23 protein-coding genes are annotated in these 25,237 nt (G+C 55.3%); 20 read left to right on the top strand and 3 right to left on the bottom strand.

Annotated features, from left to right (window positions below):
* The first annotated feature begins 11 nt into the window (after positions 1-11).
* Positions 12-641, top strand: coding sequence for a stalk domain-containing protein (locus QMO62_RS15680; RefSeq protein ID WP_284642337.1), 630 nt, complete (start codon positions 12-14; stop codon positions 639-641).
* 130 nt (positions 642-771) lie between these two features.
* Positions 772-1,362 carry a spore coat protein gene (locus QMO62_RS15675; RefSeq protein WP_284642335.1) on the top strand — a complete coding sequence of 197 codons (591 nt, stop codon included), beginning with the start codon at positions 772-774 and terminating at the stop codon, positions 1,360-1,362.
* 66 nt (positions 1,363-1,428) lie between these two features.
* On the opposite strand, the gene QMO62_RS15670 is transcribed toward QMO62_RS15675, so the two are convergent.
* On the bottom strand, positions 1,429-1,521 hold the full coding sequence (locus QMO62_RS15670; protein WP_284642333.1) for a YjcZ family sporulation protein: 93 nt from the start codon (positions 1,519-1,521) through the stop codon (positions 1,429-1,431).
* A gap of 282 nt (positions 1,522-1,803) precedes the next feature.
* Here QMO62_RS15670 and QMO62_RS15665 point away from each other — a divergent pair, with 282 nt between their 5' ends.
* Positions 1,804-2,796: a PfkB family carbohydrate kinase gene (locus QMO62_RS15665; protein WP_284642331.1), complete on the top strand. Its 993-nt coding sequence runs from the start codon at positions 1,804-1,806 to the stop codon at positions 2,794-2,796.
* Positions 2,797-2,842: 46 nt separating this feature from the next.
* Here the strand turns inward: QMO62_RS15665 and QMO62_RS15660 are convergent, their stop codons facing one another.
* Positions 2,843-5,086: an FAD-dependent oxidoreductase gene (locus tag QMO62_RS15660; protein WP_284642329.1), complete on the bottom strand. Its 2,244-nt coding sequence runs from the start codon at positions 5,084-5,086 to the stop codon at positions 2,843-2,845.
* Between the two features lie 155 nt (positions 5,087-5,241).
* Here QMO62_RS15660 and QMO62_RS15655 point away from each other — a divergent pair, with 155 nt between their 5' ends.
* The 16 genes from QMO62_RS15655 (at position 5,242) to QMO62_RS15580 (ending at position 23,547) form a co-directional block, all read left to right on the top strand.
* Entirely contained in the window at positions 5,242-6,036 is a 795-nt protein-coding gene (locus QMO62_RS15655; protein ID WP_284642327.1) for an AraC family transcriptional regulator, read from the top strand.
* A gap of 109 nt (positions 6,037-6,145) precedes the next feature.
* The gene (locus QMO62_RS15650) at positions 6,146-7,036 is read left to right on the top strand and encodes an alpha/beta fold hydrolase (protein WP_284642325.1); all 891 of its coding nucleotides are present in this window, start codon (positions 6,146-6,148) and stop codon (positions 7,034-7,036) included.
* Between the two features lie 115 nt (positions 7,037-7,151).
* Positions 7,152-7,469 (top strand): hypothetical protein, encoded by a 318-nt coding sequence (locus QMO62_RS15645; protein WP_284642323.1) that lies wholly within the window; start codon positions 7,152-7,154, stop codon positions 7,467-7,469.
* 2 nt (positions 7,470-7,471) lie between these two features.
* Positions 7,472-8,143, top strand: a complete 672-nt coding sequence (locus QMO62_RS15640) for an HD domain-containing protein (protein ID WP_284642322.1) — start codon at positions 7,472-7,474, stop codon at positions 8,141-8,143.
* Complete coding sequence (locus QMO62_RS15635) at positions 8,140-9,225, top strand: acyltransferase family protein (protein WP_284642321.1); 1,086 nt, start codon at positions 8,140-8,142, stop codon at positions 9,223-9,225. The genes QMO62_RS15640 and QMO62_RS15635 overlap by 4 nt, the downstream gene beginning before the upstream one ends.
* Before the next feature lie 43 nt (positions 9,226-9,268).
* Positions 9,269-10,285, top strand: coding sequence for a Gfo/Idh/MocA family protein (locus tag QMO62_RS15630; protein ID WP_284642319.1), 1,017 nt, complete (start codon positions 9,269-9,271; stop codon positions 10,283-10,285).
* Between the two features lie 91 nt (positions 10,286-10,376).
* Positions 10,377-10,736, top strand: coding sequence for a metal-sensitive transcriptional regulator (locus QMO62_RS15625; RefSeq protein ID WP_284642317.1), 360 nt, complete (start codon positions 10,377-10,379; stop codon positions 10,734-10,736).
* A gap of 595 nt (positions 10,737-11,331) precedes the next feature.
* The gene (locus QMO62_RS15620; RefSeq protein WP_284638332.1) at positions 11,332-12,531 is read left to right on the top strand and encodes an IS4 family transposase; all 1,200 of its coding nucleotides are present in this window, start codon (positions 11,332-11,334) and stop codon (positions 12,529-12,531) included.
* Between the two features lie 686 nt (positions 12,532-13,217).
* Positions 13,218-14,864, top strand: a complete 1,647-nt coding sequence (locus QMO62_RS15615; RefSeq protein WP_284642315.1) for a response regulator — start codon at positions 13,218-13,220, stop codon at positions 14,862-14,864.
* Positions 14,865-14,868: 4 nt separating this feature from the next.
* A complete protein-coding gene (locus tag QMO62_RS15610) occupies positions 14,869-16,701 on the top strand; it encodes a sensor histidine kinase family protein (protein ID WP_284642313.1) in 1,833 nt (610 codons plus the stop codon).
* Positions 16,698-17,681, top strand: coding sequence for a substrate-binding domain-containing protein (locus QMO62_RS15605; RefSeq protein ID WP_284642311.1), 984 nt, complete (start codon positions 16,698-16,700; stop codon positions 17,679-17,681). The genes QMO62_RS15610 and QMO62_RS15605 overlap by 4 nt, the downstream gene beginning before the upstream one ends.
* A 249-nt stretch (positions 17,682-17,930) precedes the next feature.
* Positions 17,931-18,989, top strand: coding sequence for a galactose ABC transporter substrate-binding protein (locus QMO62_RS15600; RefSeq protein ID WP_284644957.1), 1,059 nt, complete (start codon positions 17,931-17,933; stop codon positions 18,987-18,989).
* 102 nt (positions 18,990-19,091) lie between these two features.
* Positions 19,092-20,615 (top strand): sugar ABC transporter ATP-binding protein, encoded by a 1,524-nt coding sequence (locus tag QMO62_RS15595; RefSeq protein ID WP_284642309.1) that lies wholly within the window; start codon positions 19,092-19,094, stop codon positions 20,613-20,615.
* A gap of 22 nt (positions 20,616-20,637) precedes the next feature.
* On the top strand, positions 20,638-21,648 hold the full coding sequence (mglC, locus tag QMO62_RS15590; RefSeq protein ID WP_284642307.1) for a galactose/methyl galactoside ABC transporter permease MglC: 1,011 nt from the start codon (positions 20,638-20,640) through the stop codon (positions 21,646-21,648).
* A gap of 339 nt (positions 21,649-21,987) precedes the next feature.
* Entirely contained in the window at positions 21,988-22,767 is a 780-nt protein-coding gene (locus tag QMO62_RS15585; RefSeq protein ID WP_284642305.1) for a Cof-type HAD-IIB family hydrolase, read from the top strand.
* A 24-nt stretch (positions 22,768-22,791) separates the two neighbouring features.
* Positions 22,792-23,547 carry a class I SAM-dependent methyltransferase gene (locus tag QMO62_RS15580; RefSeq protein WP_284642303.1) on the top strand — a complete coding sequence of 252 codons (756 nt, stop codon included), beginning with the start codon at positions 22,792-22,794 and terminating at the stop codon, positions 23,545-23,547.
* On the opposite strand, the gene QMO62_RS15575 is transcribed toward QMO62_RS15580, so the two are convergent.
* Positions 23,548-24,012, bottom strand: a complete 465-nt coding sequence (locus QMO62_RS15575; protein WP_284642301.1) for a hypothetical protein — start codon at positions 24,010-24,012, stop codon at positions 23,548-23,550.
* Positions 24,013-24,098: 86 nt separating this feature from the next.
* Here QMO62_RS15575 and QMO62_RS15570 point away from each other — a divergent pair, with 86 nt between their 5' ends.
* Positions 24,099-25,193 carry a metallophosphoesterase gene (locus QMO62_RS15570; RefSeq protein WP_284642299.1) on the top strand — a complete coding sequence of 365 codons (1,095 nt, stop codon included), beginning with the start codon at positions 24,099-24,101 and terminating at the stop codon, positions 25,191-25,193.
* Positions 25,194-25,237: the final 44 nt, after the last annotated feature.

The raw sequence follows: 25,237 nt of genomic DNA, 5'->3' as shown, positions 1-25,237 counted from the left end.
AGTGTTACCCGATGAAAAAATTTGTGCTAGGACTGTTATGCGGTGTGATCTTGGCGGCGTCGACTACGCTATATGCATCGGATGAAATCCGAGCGACGTTATTCCCGGTTACGCTTCAATTCAACGGGGAAACCAAGGATCTGGGGTCCCGCTTTGCCGTGCTGAATTACGACGGTCATACGTATGTGCCTGTCCGTTTCATGGCGGAGCAGCTGGGGGCAGGGGCGCGTTACGATGAGACTACCCGGACGGTCTCGGTACAGTCTTCACCGGCGAGCGGCAGCGATTCGGATAAAAAGGTATGGTCGGTTCAGTACCGGCTGGAGCGGGGAATGTCCCAGAAGGACGTGAAGCCGATCATCGGCGAGCCCTCCTTCGTCACGTTGATCGACAGCAGCAGGCAGCAGGTGTCGAGGTATGATTTTGGCGCGGGCGCCGACTATAAGCACGGGGGCCTGAATGTGGATACGGAGGGCTTGCTTAAAGGGAAGCTTGACGCGCAGCTCTTCATTCGCTGGACAACCGAAGGCGCAATCGAACGCATGGACCTCTGGTATGCGAAAGGAACGGAGGCTCAGCGGACTGTCCATACGTATATCGTTTACCCTGACGGTACGGTAGCGGAAGGGCTTTACGAATAACGCATGCTTTGCCCGATTCCGCCACTTGCGAAGCTTTTCCGGGAGCTTGTACATAGCTTCGGAGAAGGTAAGGCATCCTAATTTCGTTCTATGGAACAAATTCAAGGAAAAGTGAGTGGAGGATTTCGAAATGCAAATCGAGCAGCCGCGTTATGCCGCACATGAATTCCTGGAGACCCAGGAAGCGATTCGAACGAAGGCAGCGAACATCGAGCTGTACGGCGTGATGTTTGCGATGGCCAAGGACACGCATCTGAAGGATATTTTGTTTAACCAGCAGCGCCGGATGATCGAGGTCTACAACTTCCTCTCCAATCTGCTGCGCGGCCGCGGCATGGCGATGGCGCCGCACACGCCGCATTTTCACGTGTATGAAAGACCGCAGACAGGCTTGAAGCAGCCTCAGATGCAGGCGCCGAATCCGAATGCAACCGAGCTCTCCGACCAAACGATCGCGACGCTTGCGCTGAATATGCACAAAACCGGATCGATGATGTCGATGCTTTGGGCTTCGGAATGCGTTGATCCGGATATCCGCTCGTTCCATGCGACCTCGGCGAATATTTGCCAGGAGATGGCTTACGAGATGTTCCAATACATGAACTATCGCGGCTTCTACCAGGCTCCTCAGCTGGCGAACCATACCATGCGCACCATGATGCAGGGCATCGCGCCGATGGCGCAGGGCCAGCAAAATTATCAGACGCATTTTCAACAATAAGGTAAGAAGAAAAAGCCGAACCGGGAGTCAAAGCTCTCCGGCTCGGCTTTTTCAATTAGATGATCCTTATACTAAGAAGCCGCCCAAAGTGATGATCACCAGCAAGATGTAGAGCACCAGAATCGCACCTGTGGAAGTGTAGCCGCCTGCAACTGTCATATGTTATTCCTCCTTTAGATTCTTCAGTTCTCCGGGGCTTGTGGCCTCGGTACAATACTACTATATGCTCGGGGACGAAAGACGGGTGGGTAGAGGCCCGGGATTTGAAAAATGGGTAGGGACCTAGTCGTAGGCCCCGGCCGGCGCATGCTGACACTCGCCTAACTTGTCACCTCTGCCTTCCCGGTGCGGAGGTTCTTTTGCATTGCGGGGCACGCCTTTGTCATTGTGGATCGGTTTGTGCTATCTTGGTAGGTACAATGCTTGAGAGGCAGGGATATCATGTCGGAATCCAGGAAAAAGAGAATCGTATGCTTAGGGGAGCTGCTCATTGATTTCGTCCCGGAGACGAACGGACAACCGCTCTCCGATGTGCCCGCCTTTCGCAAGGCTGCGGGCGGGGCACCCGCCAACGTAGCGGCGGCCGTAGCGAAGCTGGGCGGCTCGGCCCGTTTCATCGGGAAGACGGGACGCGACGCGTTCGGGCAGTTCCTGCGCGGCACGCTGGAGGACGCCGGCGTGGATGCCCGGCTCGTGGAGACGGATGCGGCGCGAACGGGGCTTGCCTTTGTCTCGCTCCGCGAGGACGGCGAGCGGGACTTTTTGTTTTACCGCGAGCCGGCAGCCGATATGCTGCTGGAGGCGCAGGAGGTGGACGCCGCGTGGCTGGAGGACGCGGCGGTGTACCACTTCGGCTCGGTATCTCTGATCGCCGAGCCCTGCCGTTCGGCCACGCTGGAGGCGGCTCGTAGGGTGCGCGAGGCCGGAGGCCTCGTGTCCTACGACCCGAACCTGCGGCCGATGCTGTGGCCTGACGCGGATCGCATGCGTCGGGAGGTGCTGGCCCACATCGGGCTCGGCGATGTGGTGAAGGTCGGCGAGGAGGAGCTGACGTTCCTCGCCGAGGAGAGCGACGCCGCCGCCGCGGAGCAGCGGCTGCTGGCGCTGGGCGCCCGCGTGCTGGTCGTGACGCTGGGCGGCGAAGGCTGCCGCGTCGTCACGTCCGGCGGCGCGCGCATTCGCGTGCCCGGCTTCCCGGTGCACGCGGTGGACACCACCGGCGCCGGCGACAGCTTCGTCGGCGCCATGCTGCACCGGCTCGTGGAGCTGGGCGTCACGGCCGAAAGCATGGTCAGTCGCCTCGGCGACGAGGCGACGGTGCACGACGTGTTCCGCTTCGCGAACAAGGTCGGCGCATTAACTACAACGCGCCGCGGGGCGATCCCGGCGCTGCCTACCCTAGCCGAGGCGGAAGCCTTCCACCCCGGCGGCTAAAAAACAAGCCTGCAGCGGATAATCTCGCTGCAGGCTTTTTCCATACTTAATATACTCGAATCTCGTATACCTCGGCATAAGGCGTGCCGTTGGTCGCTTCGACCGCCAGGCGCAGCTTCGCGGCTGTCACCGGAGCGTCCAGACGATGCACCCGCTTGCGCTTGCGGTTCGCCGTCTCCCGGTGTAGCACGGTCCATGCCCCATCTACCAGCGCTTCCACGCGGTAGTCGCGTACCAGCTCCGGGATGACCTCGAACGGGGTCCGGTGGTGGTGCAGGTTGATCAAATCCTCGTTCACATCGTCGTTAAAGACGATATGCACCTCTTGAATCGCCGTTCCTTCACTCCAGCTCAGCTCAACCGAAGCTTCCCCGCCGGCGAGCGGCTCCGACACCCACAGGTGAGGGCCGCCATAGGGGCGAAGATACCCGTCGGTTACGTTCTCCGCGGCAAAGGCGGATGTCTCCGGATAAGCGCGGAAGCAGAACGGCTTGCGGTTTAAGCCGCGCATCGACCATTGGACGACGGGCTGCGTCGGGGTGTGATCCTCCAGCTGCTTCACCGTACGGCCTTCGCCGACCCGCTTGAAGGACAGTACGCCCGTTTGCTGCCGGTCGCTTGCCAGCAGGGATACGGCCGCATTGGCGCGGACGATAACGAAGGCGTTCTGCGTGCTTTCCGGCTTCCATGCCAGCGGCACGCTCACCCACTGGCGTTCACCGGCGTCAATCGCCGCGGAGCCGGACACCTCGAACGTGTGAGGCACATAGTTCTCGGCACGGCCGGTGCTCCAGAGCTCGACCTGCAGTGTGGTTGCCTCGGCGGCATCCACAAGCAGCTCCAGCTTCTCGAGCTCCGGTGCTACCGGCAGCAGCAGGGCCAGATCCGTATCCAGCTTCACGGCCTCCGCCGGTGCTTCTACAGCAAGCCGGCGTAAAGTGCTGGAGGCGGTAACGGTCGCTTGCCTTGCCGCATCGGCTGCGTCTTCATTGCGCAGTCCGATGACCGAGGCATCCTGCTTCAACAGCGTCTGCTGCAGCTCGGCCAGATGGTTCTCGTACACGCCTCTTGGCGTTGTACCGTGCTTCACGGCCAGCGCAGCACCGGTCCCCGCCGCTTCCCCGATCACGGCGCAGGTGGCCATGACCCGTGTCGTACCGAAGGCGACGTGGGATGCGCTGATATTGCGTCCCGCGAACATCATGTTCCGTACGTTCACGGAATACGTGGAGCGGAACGGAATGTGGTAGTTGCCGTCCATATGCATGTGCTTCGAGCCGCTCTCCGTGGAGTACATTCCTTGCGGCGGATGAAGGTCGATCGACCAGCCGCCGAAGGCGATCCGGTCCTCAAATTCCCGCTGGGCGATAATATCGTTCTGATTGAGCACGTAATCTCCGACAAAACGGCGGTATTCCCGCTTGCCCGGCAGCGTGCCCACCCATTCGAGGGTCATATTCCCGGCGTCGAATTTGCCTGAGTTTTTAATATAATCCCAAATGCCGTAAATGACGGACCACAGCTCATCGCGGATGCGCTCGTTCTCATGCACCGTATCCAGCTCGCCGCCCCATTCAATCCACCAGTAATGGCAGCCCGAATCGCCGCTGCGAATGACGCGTTTCATCGGAATAGTCGTTTTCGTAATATCCTTTGCGAAGCTTGGCGGAATGTATTTCACCGGCTGGCCGGCATCCTTGGAGTAGAACAGAATCGTGCTGCCGAGTGTAATGTCGTCGGCAACCTCCGGCGCCCATTCCTCGTTATATTCGTGATGTGCTTCGCGGCCGAGACGGAATTTGGCGCCGGCGAGGAAGCCGACCAAGCCGTCGCCGGTGCAATCGAGGAACATCTCGCTTTCGAAGCGAATGCGCCGCTCGGAGCCCATCATCCAGCCCGTTACCGAAAGGATGCGCCGATCGTCCTCGTCGCCCTCCGCTTCGACCTCATGCACGTCTGTGTTTAAAAAGAGCTGTATATTTTTCTCCGCCCGGACCGCCTCCAGCACCACCAGATCCCAGAAATACGGGTTCCCCTCCGGGTTGCGGAACTGGTTCTCGACGAACATTTCGCCCATGATGCCGGTTTCGCGTGCATATCGTTGCGTGCCGTGCGCCGTCGCGCCGCATACCCATACGCGCACCTCGCTGCTGGCGTTTCCGCCGAGGACCGGTCTGTTCTGCACAAGAGCGACGGTACGGCCGAGCCTGGCGGCAGCAATGGCGGCGTTCACCCCGGCGAGCCCTCCGCCGATGACGGTTATGTCCGTCCGAATCGTTTCATGTCTCATCTTCAGTCACCTCGAGATTAAATATAATATCTAAAATTTCACTTTGAATTGAAAGCGGATAACATTTCACATAACCAATTGTATCGAAAGCTATTTACTTTTTACATACACGGATTTACGATTGTCATATACAAAATTTCAAGGGGGGTTACGGCATGTGGGATCATCGTATCGCCCCGATTACGATTTCGCACGTTTATTGGAAGCAAAAGCCGGCGTTTCAATTTCGCGAGGACGAATATGCCGATTGGGTGCTGTTTGCGGTAGCGGACGGCCGATTCCGTTATCGGATCGAAAGCTTCTCCGGGGAGGCGGGCTTCGGCGATCTCATTTTTTGCCCACCTTCAACGGTGTTTGAGCGGGAGGTGCTGGAGCCGGTTTCGTTTTATTTTTATACTTTCGGCTTGGATTCTGGCGGAGATGAGGCGCCGCGTCCTCCCGTCCATCTGACCGTGAAGGATCATCACCGTTTGGCCTCGACGTATCAATACATGGAGCAGGCGATGCAGCAGGGCTTAGCTCATGATCTCAGGCAAAGGCGGCTGGAGCATTACTGGCAGGATCTGTGGGTGCTGCTGAGCGTGGAGGCGGAGCGCCGGCGGCAGGCGGCGGCCAGAGGGGGTGTCCCGGACCCCAAGATGCAGGAGGCGGCTCGTCAGCTGCAACAATATGCGCTCGGTCCGGTAGCCATCCACGAGGTAGGTCTTCAACTGGGGCTGAATGCGGTCCAGTTTACCCGGCGCTTTCAAGCCGCCTTCGGCCAGACGCCGATGGATTACGTCACTTCCCTTCGTCTTCAGAAGGCGCAGTCGCTGCTTACGGAAACCGATCTGACGCTCGACCGGATCGCGGAGGCCGTCGGGTACGAGAGCGGCTTTTATCTGAGCCGAATGTTTACCAAGAAGCTTCATCTCAGTCCCTCCGTTTATCGCAAAACACATCGTGTGTAACGGCGGCATCTTTTTTTCGGCGATCCGAAGTATCCTCGAATGATTCAGCTAATTGTTGGTAACCCTAACCCTGCCAAGCTACTACCGCACGGGAAGGATGAGACGGAGCATGCCATTTGCCAATGTCAACAGGACGAAGATACATTATCAGGTCAAAGGGAGCGGCGTGCCCATTATTTTCATTCATCCGCCGATGATTACTTCCCGGATGTTTATGTATCAGCTGAAACAGCTGTCGGAGCGTTACCAGGTGGTCGTGTTTGACTTAAGGGGCCATGGGGAAAGCAGCTATTCGAAGGAATCGGTTACGTACGGCCTGCTTGCGGAAGACGTTCGGGAGCTGATGGATGAGCTCGGTATTAAAAAAGCGTATATCGCCGGTTACTCCACGGGCGGTACTGTCGCTTTGCATGCGCTTATGAACTACCCGGACCGTTTCTATGGAGGCATCCTTATCAGCGCCATGTCGGAGGTCAGCAGCCTCTCGATGGTCGGCGAAATTTGGACGGGGCTTCAGCTGGCATCCTTGCGGGCCAAACGCATCCTTGCCGCAGCGCTCTGCATGGCGAATGCGGATTCCCTGGAGACATTTAAAGGCTTGTATACATCCGCCATCAAGGGAGATATTCGCAACCAACGGCAATATTTGAGGCAAAGCTATGTCAACAAATGTACGGAACGTTTGCAGGAGATTACAGCCCCCATGCTTCTTCTATACGGGGATAAGGACCGGCTATTTCACCGCTACGCTCAAATATTGCACGACGGCTTGCCGAACAGCTCGCTGAAATTTTTTGAGAATAAACGCCATCAGCTGCCGACGAAGGCTTACGATGCTGTCAATCGCGTGATTCGCGAGTGGATCGAGCTGGTACACCCTACGGCCAGGGAACGCTTGGCCCAAGGCTATACGTTCTCCCCGGAGAAGGGGCTAAGGGATGTTTTTCCCCCGTTGCTGGAGGAGCTGCAGCCGGAGCAGCCTGAAGCGGAGCTGCATTAAAGAAAGAGGCTACCCGAAGGGGCAGCCTCTTTCTTTGGCTTTGCAAGGAAATGCCGGGCGAGTTACAATATTTGCATGTTTGATATTAGTGTCGAGCGGATGGGAGTGGGTTGGCATGTTTGTCTTGTTTATGATCGTATTGATCGCAGCGATAGCGATTATTATCGTTTCGCTTGCGAAAGCAGCCTCATCCGGCGGGAACGGGAATTCCGGGGCGGCAGGCCCCTCTGCGGGCTTCTCCCGCCACACCCACGATCCGGTGTATACGGGAGAAGACGGGCGGCCTTCTGAGGACGATGACACCCATCGAAGGCCGTTTAAAGATGATAGCGAGGATTACCGTACCGGCTCCCATTCAGAGGATTCCGGAAGCGGCTCTGACGGAGGCGGCGGAGATAGTGACAGCGGCAGTGACGGAGGGGGAGGAGATTGATCATGAGGAATCAAAATCGGACGGAACACGTCCTTGAGCAGGCAAGGGCTTATGCGAGGCAAGAGCTGGAGCGGGACAGCAGCGGTCACGACTGGTGGCACATTGTGCGGGTTACGGAGATGGCGAAGCGGCTTGCGGCAGGGGAGGGAGCGGATTCGTTTATTTGCGAGCTGGCGGCGCTGCTGCATGACGTCGCAGACGAGAAGCTGAATCCCAGCAAGGAAGCGGGAATGGATAAGGTTCGCACCTGGCTTGCGGGCCATAACCTGGACGAGGCCGATCGCGAGCACGTGCTGGAAATCATCGCGACGATGTCCTACAGCGGAGGACACGGCACCCCGATGCGCACGAAGGAAGGGCGCGTCGTGCAGGATGCGGACCGGCTTGATGCGCTGGGCGCCATAGGCATTGCCCGAACGTTCGCATACTCGGGAGCGAAGGGCCATGCGATGCACAATCCCGAGCTGCAGCCGCGTGAACAGATGACCGCGGAGCAGTACCGGAAGGAGCAGGGAACAGCGGTCAATCATTTTTATGAGAAGCTGCTCAAGCTGAAGGAGCTAATGAACACAGACGCGGCGCGCCGGGTGGCGGAGGAGCGGCATCGCTTCATGGAGCAATTTCTGGAACAATTTTATGCGGAATGGCGGGCTAAGGACGCGGATGTAATATGACACGCAGCGGTTTGATCGATTTTCTGAGGGGCTGGGCCATTCTGGGTGTGATCACCATTCATGTGCTCCTGCTGGTTCCGAAGGAAGGGATTTCGGAGGAGATGCTCTATCTGGCACACTGGGGAGACCTGCTGTTCCGGTTTGCCGTGCCGTTTTTCATCGCGATTCTGGGCTTCATGACGTACGAGAAATACCGGCATACACAGAGCTGGTTGTCCTTCTATAGGAAAAAGCTGCTGTACGTCGCCATTCCCTTTCTCCTTTGGTCCTGGCTGTATACCGGGGCGCCGGATATTTTCACGGACTATTTGGACTATGTCCGGCAGGACGCAGCGGGGATATTGCTCGGCTACGCAGAGATTCATCTGTATTTTATGATCGTTTATTTAGGCTTTATTGTGCTTACTCCCCTAGTCGTAGGGTTGTTTCGAATCTTACCGTCTAGCTCACATCCTCTGTTGGCGTGGGGCTTGCTTCTAGTCCATCTGGTAGTGCTTTATCAGGTGGAGGCGGATATTTTCGCCGGACGGTTCGATACGTTCTATATTCAAACGGAGTCCCATCTCCCGCTGCATTGGTTCGGTTACTACGCGGCAGGAATGCTTCTCTCTATGACCCGTTCGCAGCTGCTGTCCTGGCTCCAGCGCCACCGAGCCCGAATCATGCTCCTCGGTGCATTGCTTATTCCCCTGTATCTTGTACTGATCGATTCCATGGTGGAGATGCAGGTGTATTTGTATATTTATCACACTCCCGTTTTGTATATATCGAGCGGGCTTGCCCTCCTGCTGCTCAGCTGGCTGTATGCATGGGTCGGACAAAGATGGGCCCGGTGGATCGAGTGGCTGGGCCGCTATTCCTTTGCCGTATATTTGTCCCACGTGCTTTGGATCATCGGCGGATGGCTGCTTGCGGGGCAAATGGAGCTGTCCCTGCCTTGGGCGATCGGCTTTACCTGGATCGTCGCTCTTGCCGGCTCGGTTCTGTACATCCCGATTCACCGGTGGATTGGAGGCTATGCAGCCAAATTCGAGAGGAAGAGCGCACAATCGAGTAAAGACATCGCCCAAGGAACAGATTAAAATGAGGAAAAGAAACCGTTCCCAATAAAAGGAGACGATGACCATGAAGCCTTATCGAATTGTTGTGGCCGGCTGCGGCGGGATGTCCAAGGCCTGGATCGAGTATGCAGTTAAGCGAGAGGATGCGGAGATCGTCGGGCTGGTGGATCTGTATAAGGAGCAGGCCGAGAAGATGGCTGCCGCTTACGGCCTCAGCTGCGGAGCTTATACAGATGTTTCGGAGGCGATCCGTGAAGGAGGGGCGAATCTGGTATTCGACGTTACGATCCCCGAGAGTCATACGACCGTAACGGCAAAAGCGCTAGAACACGGCTGCCATGTGTTTGGCGAGAAGCCGATGGCCACCTCGATGGAGGATGCGAGACGGATCGTCGGGCAGGCTGAAGCATCCGGGCGCACCTATGCGGTGATGCAAAACCGCCGCTACAACCCTCAGATCCGCGCCTTCCGCAGTCTTGTTTCGTCCGGCACGATTGGCGAGATCGGCTTTGTGAATGCGGACTTCTTCCTTGGGCCTCATTTCGGCGGGTTCCGCGACGCGATGGAAAGTCCCTTGCTGCTCGACATGGCGATCCACACGTTCGATCAGGCGCGGTTTATTACAGGGAAGGACCCGATTTCGGTGTATTGTCACGAATTTAACCCGGCGGGTTCATGGTATGCGGGGAACGCGGCGGCGGTTTGCATTTTTGAATATGCCGACGGCGGGGTGTTCTGTTACCGTGGCTCTTGGGCCTCCGAGGGCAATCCTACCTCCTGGGAGGCGAACTGGCGCATCTCCGGCAGCAAGGGAACGGCATTATGGGACGGGACGGCAGCCCCTTATGCGGAGGTCAAGGATCCTGATGCCGCTGCGGGCTTCTCCAGCAAATTCCGCCGGGTGGAAGCGGAGCTGGAGTGGAAGGGCAGCAGCGGTCATGCAGGCTGCCTGGACGAGATGTTCGCCGCTCTGCAGGAAGGGCGTAAGCCGGAAACGGTCTGCACGGACAATCTCCGAAGCATGGCCATGGTCTACGGAGCGCTGGAGAGTGCGAAGGAAGGCCGCAAGGTTTCGTTGTAAGCTGCGCCTGCGCATTGCCGGGAGGCCCCAGGGAACGGTATAATAGAGGCAACCATAAGGTACAAACCCGAACGGAAGGTGAGTGAAGCGCATGGAATTAGAGTCCAAGCCGGCGGCGGATACGCCAGCGGCAACGCCTGAACAGGGGGAGAACTGCTGTCATACCGAGGGCGATAGGCGCAGCCACCATTCGCAGAAGGTGAAGGATAATCTGGTATCCCGGCTGAACCGGATCGAAGGTCAGATTCGCGGCGTGAAGGGGATGATCGAGAAGGACACCTATTGCGACGATGTGCTGAACCAGATCGCGGCGATCCAGTCGGCGCTTAACAGCGTGGGCCGGATTTTGCTCGAGGGCCACATGCGCAGCTGCGTGGTGGAGAGGCTGGAGCAGGGCGATGAAGAAGTGATTGAGGAGCTGCTCAAGACGATGAGCAAGCTGATGAAATAATCGAAAGTCCCGGGGGTAGCGTTCTCTTCCGGGACTTTCTTTATAACATTAGAATTTGTAAGTTTTGAGCGGAGCTCAAGGATTCTAATGTTTCAAGAAAAGCTTCCTCTTGGCACGATGCTCAATTGCATAATAATATTGACTTCAATCGCACAAATTGAGCTTTGGCAGCGCAATCTGCTTGCGAATTCTGCCCATTAAGATGATTTTTCATAACTTTACAAAGAACATTACCGGCCCGATATAAGCGCCAGACGCCTGTAACGCGATTTTTTCATCTTACGGTGGCAGATGAACACATTTTGGGTACAGTAAGGTGATTTCATAACGTTACAAGGAGCGTTACGGGGCCGTGTTAACAACCAGGCTCATTGTAACGCGATTTTTTCATCTTACAGTGGCAGATGAACACATTTTGGGTACAGTAAGGTGATTTCATACACTAACTATGCATCAAACCTAACACGGATATGGAGCTTTAAAACTAACTTAAAATGTAATTTATAGTTTTTAATTTCATGGACAAAAAAGAAAAAGGCCCTTACTGTAGAGAATGACGCGTTATCCATCATTTCTCCAAGTAAGGAGCCAACCCATGGATAACAATAAAGCGATTCGAGTCATTTGTCAATGTTTAAAAGTATTGGATATCTCGGGCTTCCGATCAACCTTCGATGATCATCGGACCAGAAAATTTTTCACAGGCACGGCCATCGAGCTGCACGTCATCTCTCAACTGTTACAACTAGCATCCTACGATGTCATCCCCATTCAACTGAGAGCCCACCCAGAGCTACAAAAGGCGATCGGACTGGAGTCCATAAGTGCTTCTCAGTTATCCCGAAAGACAGAATCGATTTGCACGGGTTCGCTTGAGTCGTTGTTTTACCACCTCATTTCCCAAATTGATCGAAAAACGGGGCATAAAACAGGGATTACGCCAAGTATTGGGCGATTACATCTAATCGACGCGACGGATATTTCACTTCCGTCACTTCTAGGGTGCTGGGCTCGCTGCGGTTCAAAGAAAACAGCAGTTCGACTTCATGTCCGACTTGTTGTGGCTGATCCGGACACTGTGTTTCCAAACAAGGTGATTGCCTCAACCTCGAACGTTCAGGAAAACAAGGTCGTTCAGGAGCTAACGTTGGATGACGATGTAACCTACGTCATGGACCGGGGCTACGAGAAGTGCGAGCACTTTGAAAAATGGGTATCCGACGGAATCCGGTTTGTGGTTCGTGTAAGAGACCGGCTCACACTGTACCCGGTCGAAGGAACCGGGCGCGAAGTTCCCAAGTCTCCAGGTAATCACCAGATCCTGCGAGATGTGGATGTGCTTTCAAACAAGACTACCATGCCCCTTCGTCTGGTGGAGTTTGTAGATGAGCACGAAAGACGGTACCGCATCCTAACGTCTCGGTGGGATCTGACAGCAACAGAAGTGGCGCTCATTTACAAAAATCGGTGGAAAATTGAGATCTTCTTTAAATGGGTAAAGCAACACTTAAATCTGGTACGTATCCACGGCAAGGCTCCCCATGCGGTATGGAATCAATTATTTATGTCACTCATTGCTTTCGCTCTTAGCTTGCTTGTAAAACTCGAATTGCAAACTGATAAGAGCCAGTGGGAGATACTAAAGACAATGAGAATTTATCTTTTTCATCCATGGGAGCAGTTTTTGCAAGAGCTGTTCAAACCGCCCACAAAAGTATCCAAGGGACGACAGAAAGTGGAGGGTAAGAGCGGACGGAAGTACGAACCCCAGAAAGGGATCAAACGCTGGAACTAAAACCAGAATAACCATTTAATGGTAATACGCGTCATAACAGATGCAGATTCGACTTTTAGCTTCTATGGTAAAATACATCATGTAAATTTATGTTAATTTCTGTGGATAACTCATGTAACTTGTTTCAATTCGTTGCATGTTAGGTTGTGTGCATCGTTAGTGGATTTCATAACGTTACAGGGACCATTACCGGGCCGTGTTAAGCGCCAGACGCCCTGTAACGCCATCTATCTGCCACAGGTTACCGATTTCGAGTTGTACATTTAGTTCGAGATCGACAAAAGCCCGTTTTTTTGCGCCTTCGTGTTGCCCGTGCCATTTGATTTGGTAACCTTAACTTCGAGAATGTGGGGAGGTACTCCTGCTTTTGTATGCCGGATAACCTTATTCCACAAGGGCTTTTTAAATATGAAATTGACTTCCAGAGCAGAAATCCACGATCCCAGACGATGTTCGGAACAGGATTTGCGAGAATAGGCATCTTTGAGAGAGAGCAATGGCTGAAAACGAGGCAAATGGCCCTGGAATGTTGTGCATACGCAGAAATCTTCTTGTTTTTGATTTCAAACCATTAAAAAGCTGCGTTTTAGCAGAATTATGCATTCAATGATGGCAGGCCCTGGCCTACACATGGGTCGAAGCTGTTCTTATAACCTGGTTATTACGAAGAGGAAGGGAGGCTGCCGATGTATAAGCTGATCTTAGTGGAGGACGAGGAGGATGTCCGGGAGGGGCTGGTCCAGGAGATCGACTGGGCGGCCTGCGGCTTCGAGATCATCGATACGGCGGAGAACGGGAAAGAGGCCTGTGAGCTCATCGAGCGCTCCGTACCGGATGTGGTGGTGACGGACATCAAAATGCCGTTCATGGACGGAATGGTGCTGTCGGAATGGATTCGGGAACGGTATCCGGTGATGAAGATCATCATTTTGACCGGCTTTGACGAGTTCGAGTATGCCCGTAAAGCGGTGAAGCTGCATATCGACGAGTATTTGCTGAAGCCCTTCTCCGCGCAAGAGCTTGTCCAGGTACTAGGCAGAATCAAGTCTCAGATTGACGAGGAAACGGCTCAAAGGGAGAATGTGCAAACGTTACAGGTGCACTACCGGGAAAGTCTGCCCGTGCTTCGGGAGGTGTTTCTGGCTTCGCTCCTTACCAGGAGGCTGCCCGGTAAAGAGATCGAACGGAAATCCGCAAGCTATGGTCTGGCGCTTAGCGGCCGCAGCTACGTCGTTTCGGTCATCAGCATTGACCACTTGCAAGAGGACGGGGTTGTCCTGGGAGGGGAGCAATCTCTTCGTTCTTCGAAGGATATGGAGCTGAAGCTCTTCGCCGTTCGCAACATCGCGGATGAGATTGTTGAGAAGCATCGTCTGGGGATCGTCGCTTTGGTGGGCGATCAGCTTGCGGTTCTGACGATCGATGAGGGGGATAAGGAGGAGGCGCTGAAACGAACGCTAAGTGCGCTTGAGGAGGTTCGCCAGAGCATCGAAAAGTATCTTCGTTTTACGGTGACTATAGGGGTAGGGACTGCCGCTTCAGAGCTGACGAACGTGGCATATTCCTACAAGGATGCGGTGCTGGCATTGGATTATCGGCTGCTGCTGGGCAATAACCGTTCGATCTATATTGAGGACGTGGAAACGAGGGTGCTGGAGAAGCTGCGGTTCGACGAGCTGAAGGAGCAGTCTCTGATCCGAACGCTCAAGGTAGGTACGGCGCAGGAGCTGCGTGAGATTATGGACGCTATGTTTCTGGGCATTGCCGACACGCCTGTGTCGATTACGGATCTGCAGATTTACTTGTTCGAGATCGTTACTGCCATTCTCAGGGCTGCTAAGGATTCGGGTGCGGCTCTAGAGCCGGTTGTCGGAGCCGACTTCAACCCGTTTGTGGAGATCGGGCGTTTCACACACACGGAGGAGGCCAAGCAATGGATTCTTGGCCTGTGCGGCCGGTTGATGAGCCAGATCGCCAGCAATCGGCAGCATACGTACAAAAGCCTGATCGAGCAGGCCCTTGCCTACATGAAGGCCCAATATCACGACCCGGATATCACGATCAATAAGCTTTGCCAGCACCTGCACATCAGCGCGGGGTACTTCAGCACCTTATTTAAGAAGGAAACGAAAATGACCTTCGGCAGCTATTTGATTCAAATGCGTATGGAAGCCGCGAAGGAGTTGCTTCGCACAACGGAGCTGAAGGCCTTTGAAATTGCGGAGAAGGTAGGATATGCCGAACCGAACTACTTTAGCTACGCGTTCCGCAAAAGCTGCGGAATGTCGCCCAAGGAGTACCGGGAGAGCATGACGCAGGGCCACGGGGGGTGAGCGAATGAGAGACAGGCTCCGGCGATGGCTATTTTCGCTGCATAACCTATGGAAGGTCAAGAGCATTCAGCTGATTCTCACATTCTCCTTCACGGTCATTACCTTAGGGGTCATGATCGTCGTCAGCGTCATTTTGTACGATAAATTCGCCGAGACCGCGGAGCGGAATGCCCATCTTAGCAACCAGCAGATTGTGGAACAGGTCAATTACAACTTGGAGCTCTATCTTCGCGGAATGACGGATGTGTTCGGGGCGCTTGAGCAGCGGCTTCGCGATACCGGGATCGGTTCGGGGGGAGAGCCGGCCTTGCTAGAGCCGTTCGAGACCATCGCGGGCACCCGGAAGGATCTCGTTTCGATGACCCTGCTGACGATGGACGGAGAGCCGATCTTCAGCCTGCCAAGCGGAGGAATGCGCGAGGGGCTCCGCCTGCGGGAGCAAGGCTGGTTCCAGGCGGCGCTGGACCGTCCGAATTCTTTGACGTTTTCCCTCCCCCATATTCAGAATTTGTATAAGGGCCAGTATAAGTGGGTCGTCTCGATGACGAAGGTCGTTCCCGTGGTGCGTGCGGGGCGGACGGAGAATGCCGTGCTGCTGGTCGACATCAATTTTAGTACGATCGACGAGCTGTGCAGGAGAGTAAGCTTAGGGAACAAAGGCTACGTCTACATTATCGACGAAGGTGCGGGCAACATGATTTACCATCCCCAGCAGCAGCTGATCTATATCGGGCTGAAATACGAGAATGTGGAGCAAGTGCTGAGGTATGCTTACGGAAGCTTTACCGACGAGCAGGGGGGAGAGAGGCGGCTGGTCACGATCAAGACGGTTTCCGGCGTCGGCTGGAAAATCGTCGGCGTCTCCTATATGGATGAAATCATGACCGCGCGAAAGGAAATCAGCGGCTTTATGGTTTGGCTGCTGGTTGTCGTCATTGTGTTTGTGCTCCTCATCTCGGCCTTCATGTCCGCCCGCATTTCGAGGCCGATCAAGCGGCTGGAACGATCCATGAGGCGTGTGGAGCAGGGAGACTTCGACCTCCATGTGCCCGTCGGCGGGGAGGATGAAGTCGGTCGCTTGTCGCGGCAGTTCAACGTCATGGTAGGACGTATCGGTGAGCTGGTGGAGCAAAATATCAGAGAGCAGGAGGCCAAGCGGCGAAGCGAGCTCGAGGTGCTCCAATCTCAGATCAATCCCCATTTTCTTTATAATACTTTGAATACGGTTGTGCGCATGGCGGGCAGCGGCAAAGGGGAGGATGTCGTTACGATGATCACCTCGTTGTCCAAATTTTTCCGAATCAGCTTGAGCCGCGGGCAAAATATCATCCCCGTTGCCGACGAGCTCGATCATGTGCGGAACTATTTGATCATTCAAAAGGTGCGGTACAAAAATCAGTTCGAATTTCAAATTACCGCTGACGAGCAGGTGACGGGGCTTCTCACGATGAAGCTGCTCCTTCAGCCGCTGGTAGAGAACGCGATCTATCATGGCGTCGAGCTGATGCCGGACCCCGGGCGCATTGAAGTCCGCGCCGATGTCTGTGACGGGAAGCTTCGCTTCCAGGTTCGGGATAACGGACTCGGGATCCGCGAAGAACGCTTAAGGGAAATCCGGCAGGAGCTGTATGGCTTGGACGGAAGCCCTGCGAACGGGAAGACTAACGATTCGACTACCCGCGGCGACGGCTCCGGAGTAGGCGTGAAGAATGTACATGAACGGATTCGACTGCGCTATGGCGAGCCTTACGGCCTGGTGATGGAAAGCGAGCCGGAAGAAGGTACGACCGTTACCTTATGGCTGCCGCTTCTGCGTGAGGGGGGACGAAAGGAATGACGGCTCGTCTGATCCAGCTATGGATGGCAGTGCTGCTGCTGACCTTGGTTTCCGCCTGCGGCCCAGGTCTCGGGGGGAGCGGGAAGGATCCGCTCGGGGAAAGACCTCGGGTTACGCTCGTAGCCCGCATGCAGCAGATCGACTATTGGAAGACCGTGAGGCTGGGTGCGGAGGCGGCGGCGAAGGAGATGGCCGTTACCCTGGAGGTGGTGAGCCCAGCCAGCGAGGAGGATGTTCAAGGGCAGGCAGCGCTGATCGATCAAGTGGCGGCAAGCGGGAAAACGGACGTGCTGATCGTCGCCGCCAACGATTACAAAGGCGTCGCTCCCGCAGTAGATCGTGCCGTCAGCCGAGGCCTTCCCGTGATCAACATTGATGCGGAGGTCGATTCACCTAAGGTGAAAAGCTTCATTGGCATCGACAATGTCGAGGCCGGGCGGCAAGCGGCGATGCGGCTGGCGGAGCTGATCGGACAACGCGGCCAGGTTGCCGTGATGAGCTTCGGCGCAGGACCGCGCAACGGGGAGCAGCGCCGGCAGGGCGTGCTGGAGGTGCTGGAGCGGCGGCCGAACATCGAGGTGGTCGCAGTGGACCACTGCTACTCTGTGGGCACGTCCTGCGCGGAGGTAACGAGAAGCTGGGTGGAACGTTTCCCCAAGCTGCAAGGAATCGTCGCACTCAATGCGGTGTCCTCCCTCGGTGTGGCCCAGGAGATGGAGCGGCTGGGACTCGGAGGCAAGGTCAAGCTCGTTACGTTCGACAGTACGCCGGAGGAGGTAGAGCTGCTGCAGGAAGGCGTGATTCAAGCGACCATTGTGCAGAACCCGTTCAGCATGGGATACCTTGGCGTTAAGCATGCCGTTGATGTGTTAGAGGGGCGGAAGGTCCCCGCGCGTACGGATACCGGAACGAAGGTAATCGACCGGGAGAACATGTTCTGGCTGGAGAACCAGAAGCTGCTGTTCCCGTTTGTTCAATAAAAGCGAGCGGAAGAAGCGCTGCTTTTCTTTAAGAATGCGTTAGGTAAGAGCATTCCTGAAGAGCAGCGCTTTTTTTCATGGAAAAGACAGCAGCTGCAACACATGAGGATTTCGATAGAACAGATGAGGATTTTGCCTGTGAGGGGCTTCGGATTTCGAAGATAATGAGATTGTAAGCAAACGAGACAAGACAACTACATGCCAAATAAACTTATTGGAGGTCTTTATCAGATGAAAAAGAAGAGCGCAATGAAACGGCAAATCGCAGGTATTCTCCTGGCATCGGCCATGGCGGCGATGGTCGGCTGCGGTAACGCAAGCACTCCGGCGTCGACGTCAAACGGAGCGTCAGGCGGCTCAGGCTCCGGCGCGGAACAGAAGAACATCGGCGTAGCGATCTACAAGTTCGACGATACGTTCATGACCGGTGTCCGAAATGCCATCTCTGCGGCAGCGGAAGGCAAAGTAAAGGCGGATATCGTAGACAGCCAAAATTCCCAGCCGACGCAGAACGATAAGGTGGATCTGTTTATTACGAAGAAAATGAATGCGCTTGCAATCAACCCGGTTGATCGTACGGCGGCAGGCGTCATTATCGATAAAGCGAAGAAAGCGAACATCCCTGTCGTCTTCTTCAACCGCGAGCCGCTGGCCGAGGATATGAAGAAGTGGGATAAGGTGTATTACGTGGGCGCGAAGGCGGAGCAGTCCGGCACCATGTCCGGCGAGCTGGTGGCGGATTACTTCAAAAAGAACCCGGCTGCCGACAAAAACAAGGACGGCACTCTGCAGTATGTCATGCTGAAGGGCGAACCGGGACATCAGGATGCGGAGCTTCGCACGAAGTTCTCCGTCAAGGCACTCGAGGACGCGGGCATCAAGGTAGAGAAGCTGGCGGAAGATACGGCGATGTGGGATCGGGTTAAGGGCCAGGAGAAAATGGCTGCCTTCCTCGCGGCACACGGCGACAAGATTGAAGCGGTTTTCGCCAATAATGACGATATGGCGCTGGGAGCGATCGAGGCTCTGAAGGCGAAGGGCTATTTCAAGGATAACAAGTATGTCCCTGTTGTCGGTGTGGATGCAACGGCTCCGGCACTGAAGGCGCTGGAGGAAGGCACACTTCTCGGAACGGTGCTGAACGATGCGAAGAACCAAGGCAAGGCTACGCTGAATCTGGCGAACGCTTTGGCTAACGGCCAGACACCAACCAAGGACTCAATTGGCGGCTATGAGATTACGGACGGCAAGTATGTATGGGTGCCGTACAAGAAGATTACAAAGGATAACATGAACGACGCAAAGTAAACGGACGACAGCATAGGCAAGGCAAGGTGCAGGCGGGGCAGCGCAAGCAGGAAGCGCGGCTCCCCTCCTTGCTTCTTAGGAACAGAGGGGGAGGCTTACCTGATGGCACCGGCTCAAACGGAATATGTACTCGAAATGCTAGGCATTTCCAAGGAGTTTCCCGGCGTGAAGGCGCTGGATAACGTATCGATCAAGGTTCGCCCGGGCACGGTTCACGCGCTCATGGGCGAGAATGGCGCCGGAAAATCGACGCTGATGAAATGTCTTTTCGGTATTTACCGGCCGGACTCCGGTGAAATTCGATTGAACGGCGTCCCTGTAGACATCGTGAATTCGAAGGCAGCCTTGGCGAACGGCATATCCATGATCCACCAAGAGCTGCACCCGGTCCCGCACCGGAATGTCATGGAAAATATTTGGCTCGGCCGGTTTCCGGAAAAAGGTTTCGGACCGCTGAAGCTAATCGATCATAAGAGGATGTATAAAGAAACCGAGCTGCTGCTGCGCGATCTGGATATGGACATCGATCCCCTGGCCATTGTCGGGATCATGTCGGTGTCCAAGGTGCAATCGCTGGAGATTGCCAAAGCGGTATCGTTCCGCTCCAAAATCATCGTGATGGATGAGCCCACCTCCTCGCTGACAGGCAATGAAGTGGAGCAGCTGTTTCGCATTATCGCCGAGCTGAAAAGCCGCGGTGTCGGGATCATTTATATCTCGCACAAAATGGAGGAAATTCTTCGCATCTCCGATGATGTGACGATCATGCGGGACGGAAAGCTGGTGGGGACTTGGCCCGCTGAGGAAATGACGACGGATACGATCATTACCAAGATGGTCGGCCGGGACCTCAGCGAACGGTTTCCCGAGCGAACGAATGTCCCTGGCGCTCCGATTCTTAAGGTGGAGCAACTGACTTCCCCGTCTCCGAGATCGTTCCAGGACGTAAGCTTCGAGCTTCGCCGAGGGGAGATTCTCGGCATCGGCGGCTTGGTCGGATCCCAGCGAACCGAGCTGGTGGAAGCGTTGTTCGGACTTCGGGCGGTGGCCTCCGGCTCCATTTCGCTGAACGGCGGCAAGGTAAAGATCGAATCGCCTATTGATGCGAAGAAGCACAAGATCGCACTCCTTACCGAGGAGCGGCGCGTGACGGGGATTTTTCCCGTGCTTTCCGTGCATGAGAATACCATCATTGCGAATTTGGAGCGTTTCATGTCACCGCTGGGCTTGCTGAACGAGCGGAAGGCCCGGGCGGAGTCCAGGGCTAGCTCCGAGAAGCTGCGAGTCAAGACGCCCTCGGTGGAGGCGCTCATTAAGAACCTGTCGGGCGGCAATCAGCAGAAGGTGCTGCTGGCCCGATGGCTTCTGACGGAACCGGACATTCTGATGCTGGATGAACCGACGAGGGGTATTGATGTGGGAGCGAAGTTCGAGATTTATTCAATGATTACGGAGCTGGCGAAGCAGGGTAAAAGCATCATCATGATCTCCTCGGAAATGCCGGAGCTGCTGGGGATGTCCGATCGCATCATGGTCATGTGCGAGGGACGGATGACGGGAATTGTAGACGGCAGGACGGCTACGGAAGAGGACATCATGCGGCTGGCGACGGGTCACAGGGTCTAAAACAGGGGGAGGCAGTAAGGCTATGAACACCAAGGCTGTAGGCCGCATTTTTTCCCAATACGCCATTTATATTGTACTGGCCGTATTGGTCCTGGCTATCGCGGTGAAGGACCCGCGGTTTTTATCGGTTGATATATTTCGGGATATCTTATTGCAAAATTCCACGCGCGCCATCATTGCGCTAGGCGCCGCCTTCGTGCTCATAACCGGGGGCTCCGATCTTTCGGCGGGCCGCGTGGTGGGCTTAACCGCCGTACTGTCGGCTTCCATGCTGCAGATGGCGGATTATCCGAGACGCTTTTTCCCGGACCTTCCGGATTTGCCGATCTGGCTTCCGATTCTCGCCGGTGTGGCGGCCGGGCTGCTGGTCGGTCTGGTTAACGGCTGGATTGTAGCGAGGCTTCACGTGCCTCCGTTCATCGCAACGCTAGGTACCATGGTTATTGTGTATGGTGCGAACTCCATCTATTTTGATATGAAGCCGAACGAATCCCAGCCGATTGCCGGTCTTCGGGAGGAATTCACCAGTTTGGGAACCGGCTTTATCGGGCCCAACGGGCCTTATTCGATTCCTTACATCGTCATTATAGCGATCCTTGTGGCGGCTATGGTATGGGTGATTTTCAACAAAACGAGGCTGGGCAAACATATGTACGCCATTGGAGGCAATGTTCATGCAGCGACCGTATCGGGAATTAACGTCACCCGGAATCTGATTTACATTTATGCCATTGCGGGCGGCTTGTACGGCCTCGGAGGTGTGCTAGAAGCAGCCCGTACCGGCGGTGCCACGAACAATTACGGCAACATGTACGAGCTTGACGCTATTGCTGCCTGTGTAGTGGGCGGCGTTTCGACGGCGGGCGGCATCGGAACCGTTCCGGGCGTGCTTGCGGGCGTCCTCATCTTCGGCGTTCTTAATTACGGGCTGACGTTCATCGGCGTAAGTCCGTACTGGCAGCTGATCGTCAAGGGCTTAATCATTGTAGCAGCTGTTGCGTTTGATATTCGGAAGCATGTAGCGAAGAAATAGTGGACTATTGCGCTCCTCCTCTGCGGATGGGCGCTTTTTCTATGTCGCGGGCTCCCTCTGCCGCTCATACAATGCAGGAAACGGAAGCCGAAGGCAGGTGAACCGAGCCGATGAACCCTATGTTTAAACAAGCCATGAAAATTCTCCTGGAAGACAAGGGGATGAAGAAAATGTACGGCGATCTGGAAAAGATGGCCAAGGAGCTGCAGAAGACCCTCAAGGAGTCGGAGGAATTGAAGAAGAAGTGGAAATGAAGCGGCAGTCAACCGGGCCGTGATTGTGAGCCCTCGTCCTTCTCTGTTATAGTTAATAGAAAACAAAGAAATGGACGGGGAGACGATGATCAAATTAGCAGCCTTTGATGTAGATGGTACCCTTCGGGACCGGGATTACCTGCCTGATTCCACTAGGGAAGCCTTGAAGAAGCTGAAGGAGCACGGAGTTCAGCTAGCCTTGTGTACCGGTCGGCCGGAATTTGAGATGGCGTCGCTTCGACAGGAGCTCGGCATCGATTGGGCCGTTACCTGCAACGGAAGCCATATCGGGTATCGGGGGCAAACCGTCGTGGGCAATCCATTCCCGCAGGAGACGATTCGCCGCTGGCTGGCGGAGGCGGAGCGCAGCAACCACTATCTGCTGCTTTACGGCGCGGACCTGATGTATTGCAACGGAGCCGATGATTCGCTCTTCCGCCAAGCCCAGCAGGAGATCGGCTTTATGGAGCCGATCCCGCTGGATACGGCAGGGGACATTCCCGATATGTTCCAAGTGATCGTATTCTGCACAGAGGAAGACGAGTATGTTTATACGGGCAAGGGGGACGAGCGTGCGGGCTATTATCTTCACCGCTGGCGGCCTTGGGCGCTCGATATCAATCCGAACGGAAGGCACAAGGCGATCGGTCTGAGCCTGCTGCTGGATCATTTAGGCATTGCCCCGGAGGAAGCTGCTGCTTTCGGAGACGGAGGCAATGATTACGAGCTGCTGCAGGCGGTGGGCACAGGCATTGCCATGGGCAATGCGGACGACAGGCTGAAGCATGTTGCCAAGCGGGTGACCCGGTCGCTTCACGAGGATGGCATTGCCTATGCCGTGAATGAGTGGCTGGTAAAGAAATGACATGCCGACAGGAGGATTCGGATCATGAACAATAAAGAACGGTTTTCGAACCGGGTGGAGGCTTATGTGAAGCATCGCCCCAGCTATCCGAAGGAGGCGCTCGACTATTTGTACAAGGTCGTTGGCTTTCAGCCCGGCTCGACCATTGCCGATATTGGCTCAGGCACAGGCATATTCTCCAGACTGCTGCTGGAGCGAGGGAGCACGGTGCTCGCCATCGAGCCCAATCGAGAGATGAGAGAGGCTGCCGAGGCCGCACTGGCATCGGAGAGCCGGTATCGCAGCGTTGCAGCCGCAGCCGAAGAGACGGGCTTGCCGGACCAATCAGTAGATTTTATTGTTTGCGCGCAATCGTTTCATTGGTTTGACCGGGCTGCGGCACAGGTCGAGTTTCGCCGTATTCTGAAGCCCGGCGGCAAGGTGGCGTTGATCTGGAACTCCCGCCGTGTAGGGGGGACGCCCTTCATGGAGGCCTATGACAGGCTGGTGCGCACCTACGGTATTGATTACGATAATGTCGGACATAAGGTCATCACAACGGATACGCTGAAGCCCTTCTTCCAAGCGGACGAGCTTACCTTGGGCCGCTTTGATTACCGTCAGTATTTTGACTACGAGGGGCTGCAGGGTCGTCTCGTATCCTCCTCCTACATCCCTACGCCGGGTCACCCTAGCTACGAGCCGATGATGGCCGAGCTAAAGCGGATATTTGAGCAGAACCGGCAGGAGGGGTTAGTGGAATTTCTGTATGATACGGAAGTGTTCTGGGGCGAAGTATAGTTACTTTATAGACGGACAATGGATCGCGTTCCACGCCTTCGCGACGGAACTATCCTCGGCAGAAAGGATGCAGGCTTGAACGACCCCTCGGACGCTAAGGTTTAGAATCAGCGTATGAGAAGCCTCTTGGCCGTCGGTCAACAGGGTGACCCAAGCTCTGCCGTCCATTCGTTCTCTGTCGAAGGGGACGCGCAAGCCTTCATACCTTATGAGCGTAATGCCCGACCGGTTCATCCGCTCAGTCCAGTCGTTCTCATTGTGCAGTCTCTTATCCAACGCCTCGGCCGCTTGGCCGTAATCCTGCCGGGCCAGAGCATTCATATACTGTTCGGCATACCGCTTGTGAATGGGGTTCGCTACCCAGCCGATCACCCGGATCGGGTCCAGCAGGAAGATCAAGAGAAGAAACGAGATGACACCGGTGAACGGAATCCATACGCCCGTCAGGCTGCGATTTGTTTTCATGACGAAGCAGCTCCTCCAGCTCAGAATTTCTAACAGTAAGACGGCAGCTTCGGGATAAAAGTTCCAAAAGAAGGAGCTTCTCCATCATGTTTGCTGTAACAGGCGCCATTCTATTTATTATTTATCATTTGATTTTACTATACATCGGCTGGAACGGCTGGGTTTGGCTGCGCACCCTGTGGAGCGGCCGCAGGAGTATCCGGTATGTTTACATCCTCGTACTCATGCTGCTGGCGTATTCCTTTTTTATCGGTCGATGGCTGGATGGCAATGTAATCATTACCTTGATCGGTGCGTATTGGCTTGCTTTGTTTTATTTCTCTCTCATAGTGCTTCCCCTTGCCAATCTTACGGTATTCCTGAGCCGAATTACGCGGGTCCCGCGTGCTCAGGCCGTGAAGTGGACGGGCTGGGGAGCGATAGGCGCCACAGCCATTCTCTTGGCCTTGGGTTTGTTCAACGCGTACATACCTGTCGTAAGAAGCTACGAGATCACGATCCCCAAGAAGGTGGAAGGGAAGCAGGAACTGCGGATCGCTATGGCGTCGGATATGCACTTCGGGATCCTGTCCGGCAGCAATCATGCCAAGAGACTGGTAGAGAACATCAATGCGCTGAAGCCGGATCTGGTGCTCTTTCCCGGTGATATCATGGATGATGACATCGAACCGTTCTTAGGCAAAAACATCCCGCAACTTCTTCAGCAAATCGAAGCGCCGGTCTATGCCTCCTTGGGCAATCACGACCGGATGCACGGTAGGCTGCTGGAGGCGCTGGAGAGCACCGGCATGGAGGTGCTGTACGATGAAGCGGTAGTCGTGGATGACCGGTTCACGCTGATCGGCAGGAAGGACCGCCGGGATCGGGGAAGGCTGGAGCTGCCGCAGCTCGCGAAGCAGGCGGATCCGTCCAAGCCGGTCATCCTGCTTGACCACCAGCCGTATGATTTTGACATTGCGCAGCAGAATGGCATCGATCTATTGGTAGCGGGACATACGCATCGCGGACAGATCGCCCCGGGCTTCCTTTTTACGAGCCGAATGTATGAGAACGATTGGGGATACCTGCAGAAGGGATCTCTCCACACTATCGTATCCTCAGGCTATGGCTTCTGGGGAACGCCGATTCGGATGGGCACGCGTTCCGAGATCGTCCAGATTATCGTGAAATTTCAATCGTAAGCTAAACAAAACAGCCCGGATCGCCGTGATGCGCTCCGGGCATT

Origin of the sequence: Paenibacillus silviterrae, from assembly GCF_030167925.1 — a bacterium.
Taxonomy (GTDB): domain Bacteria; phylum Bacillota; class Bacilli; order Paenibacillales; family NBRC-103111; genus Paenibacillus_G; species Paenibacillus_G silviterrae.
The sequence above is the reverse complement of the archived record's forward strand: the minus strand, read 5'-3'. Positions and strand labels throughout refer to the sequence as shown.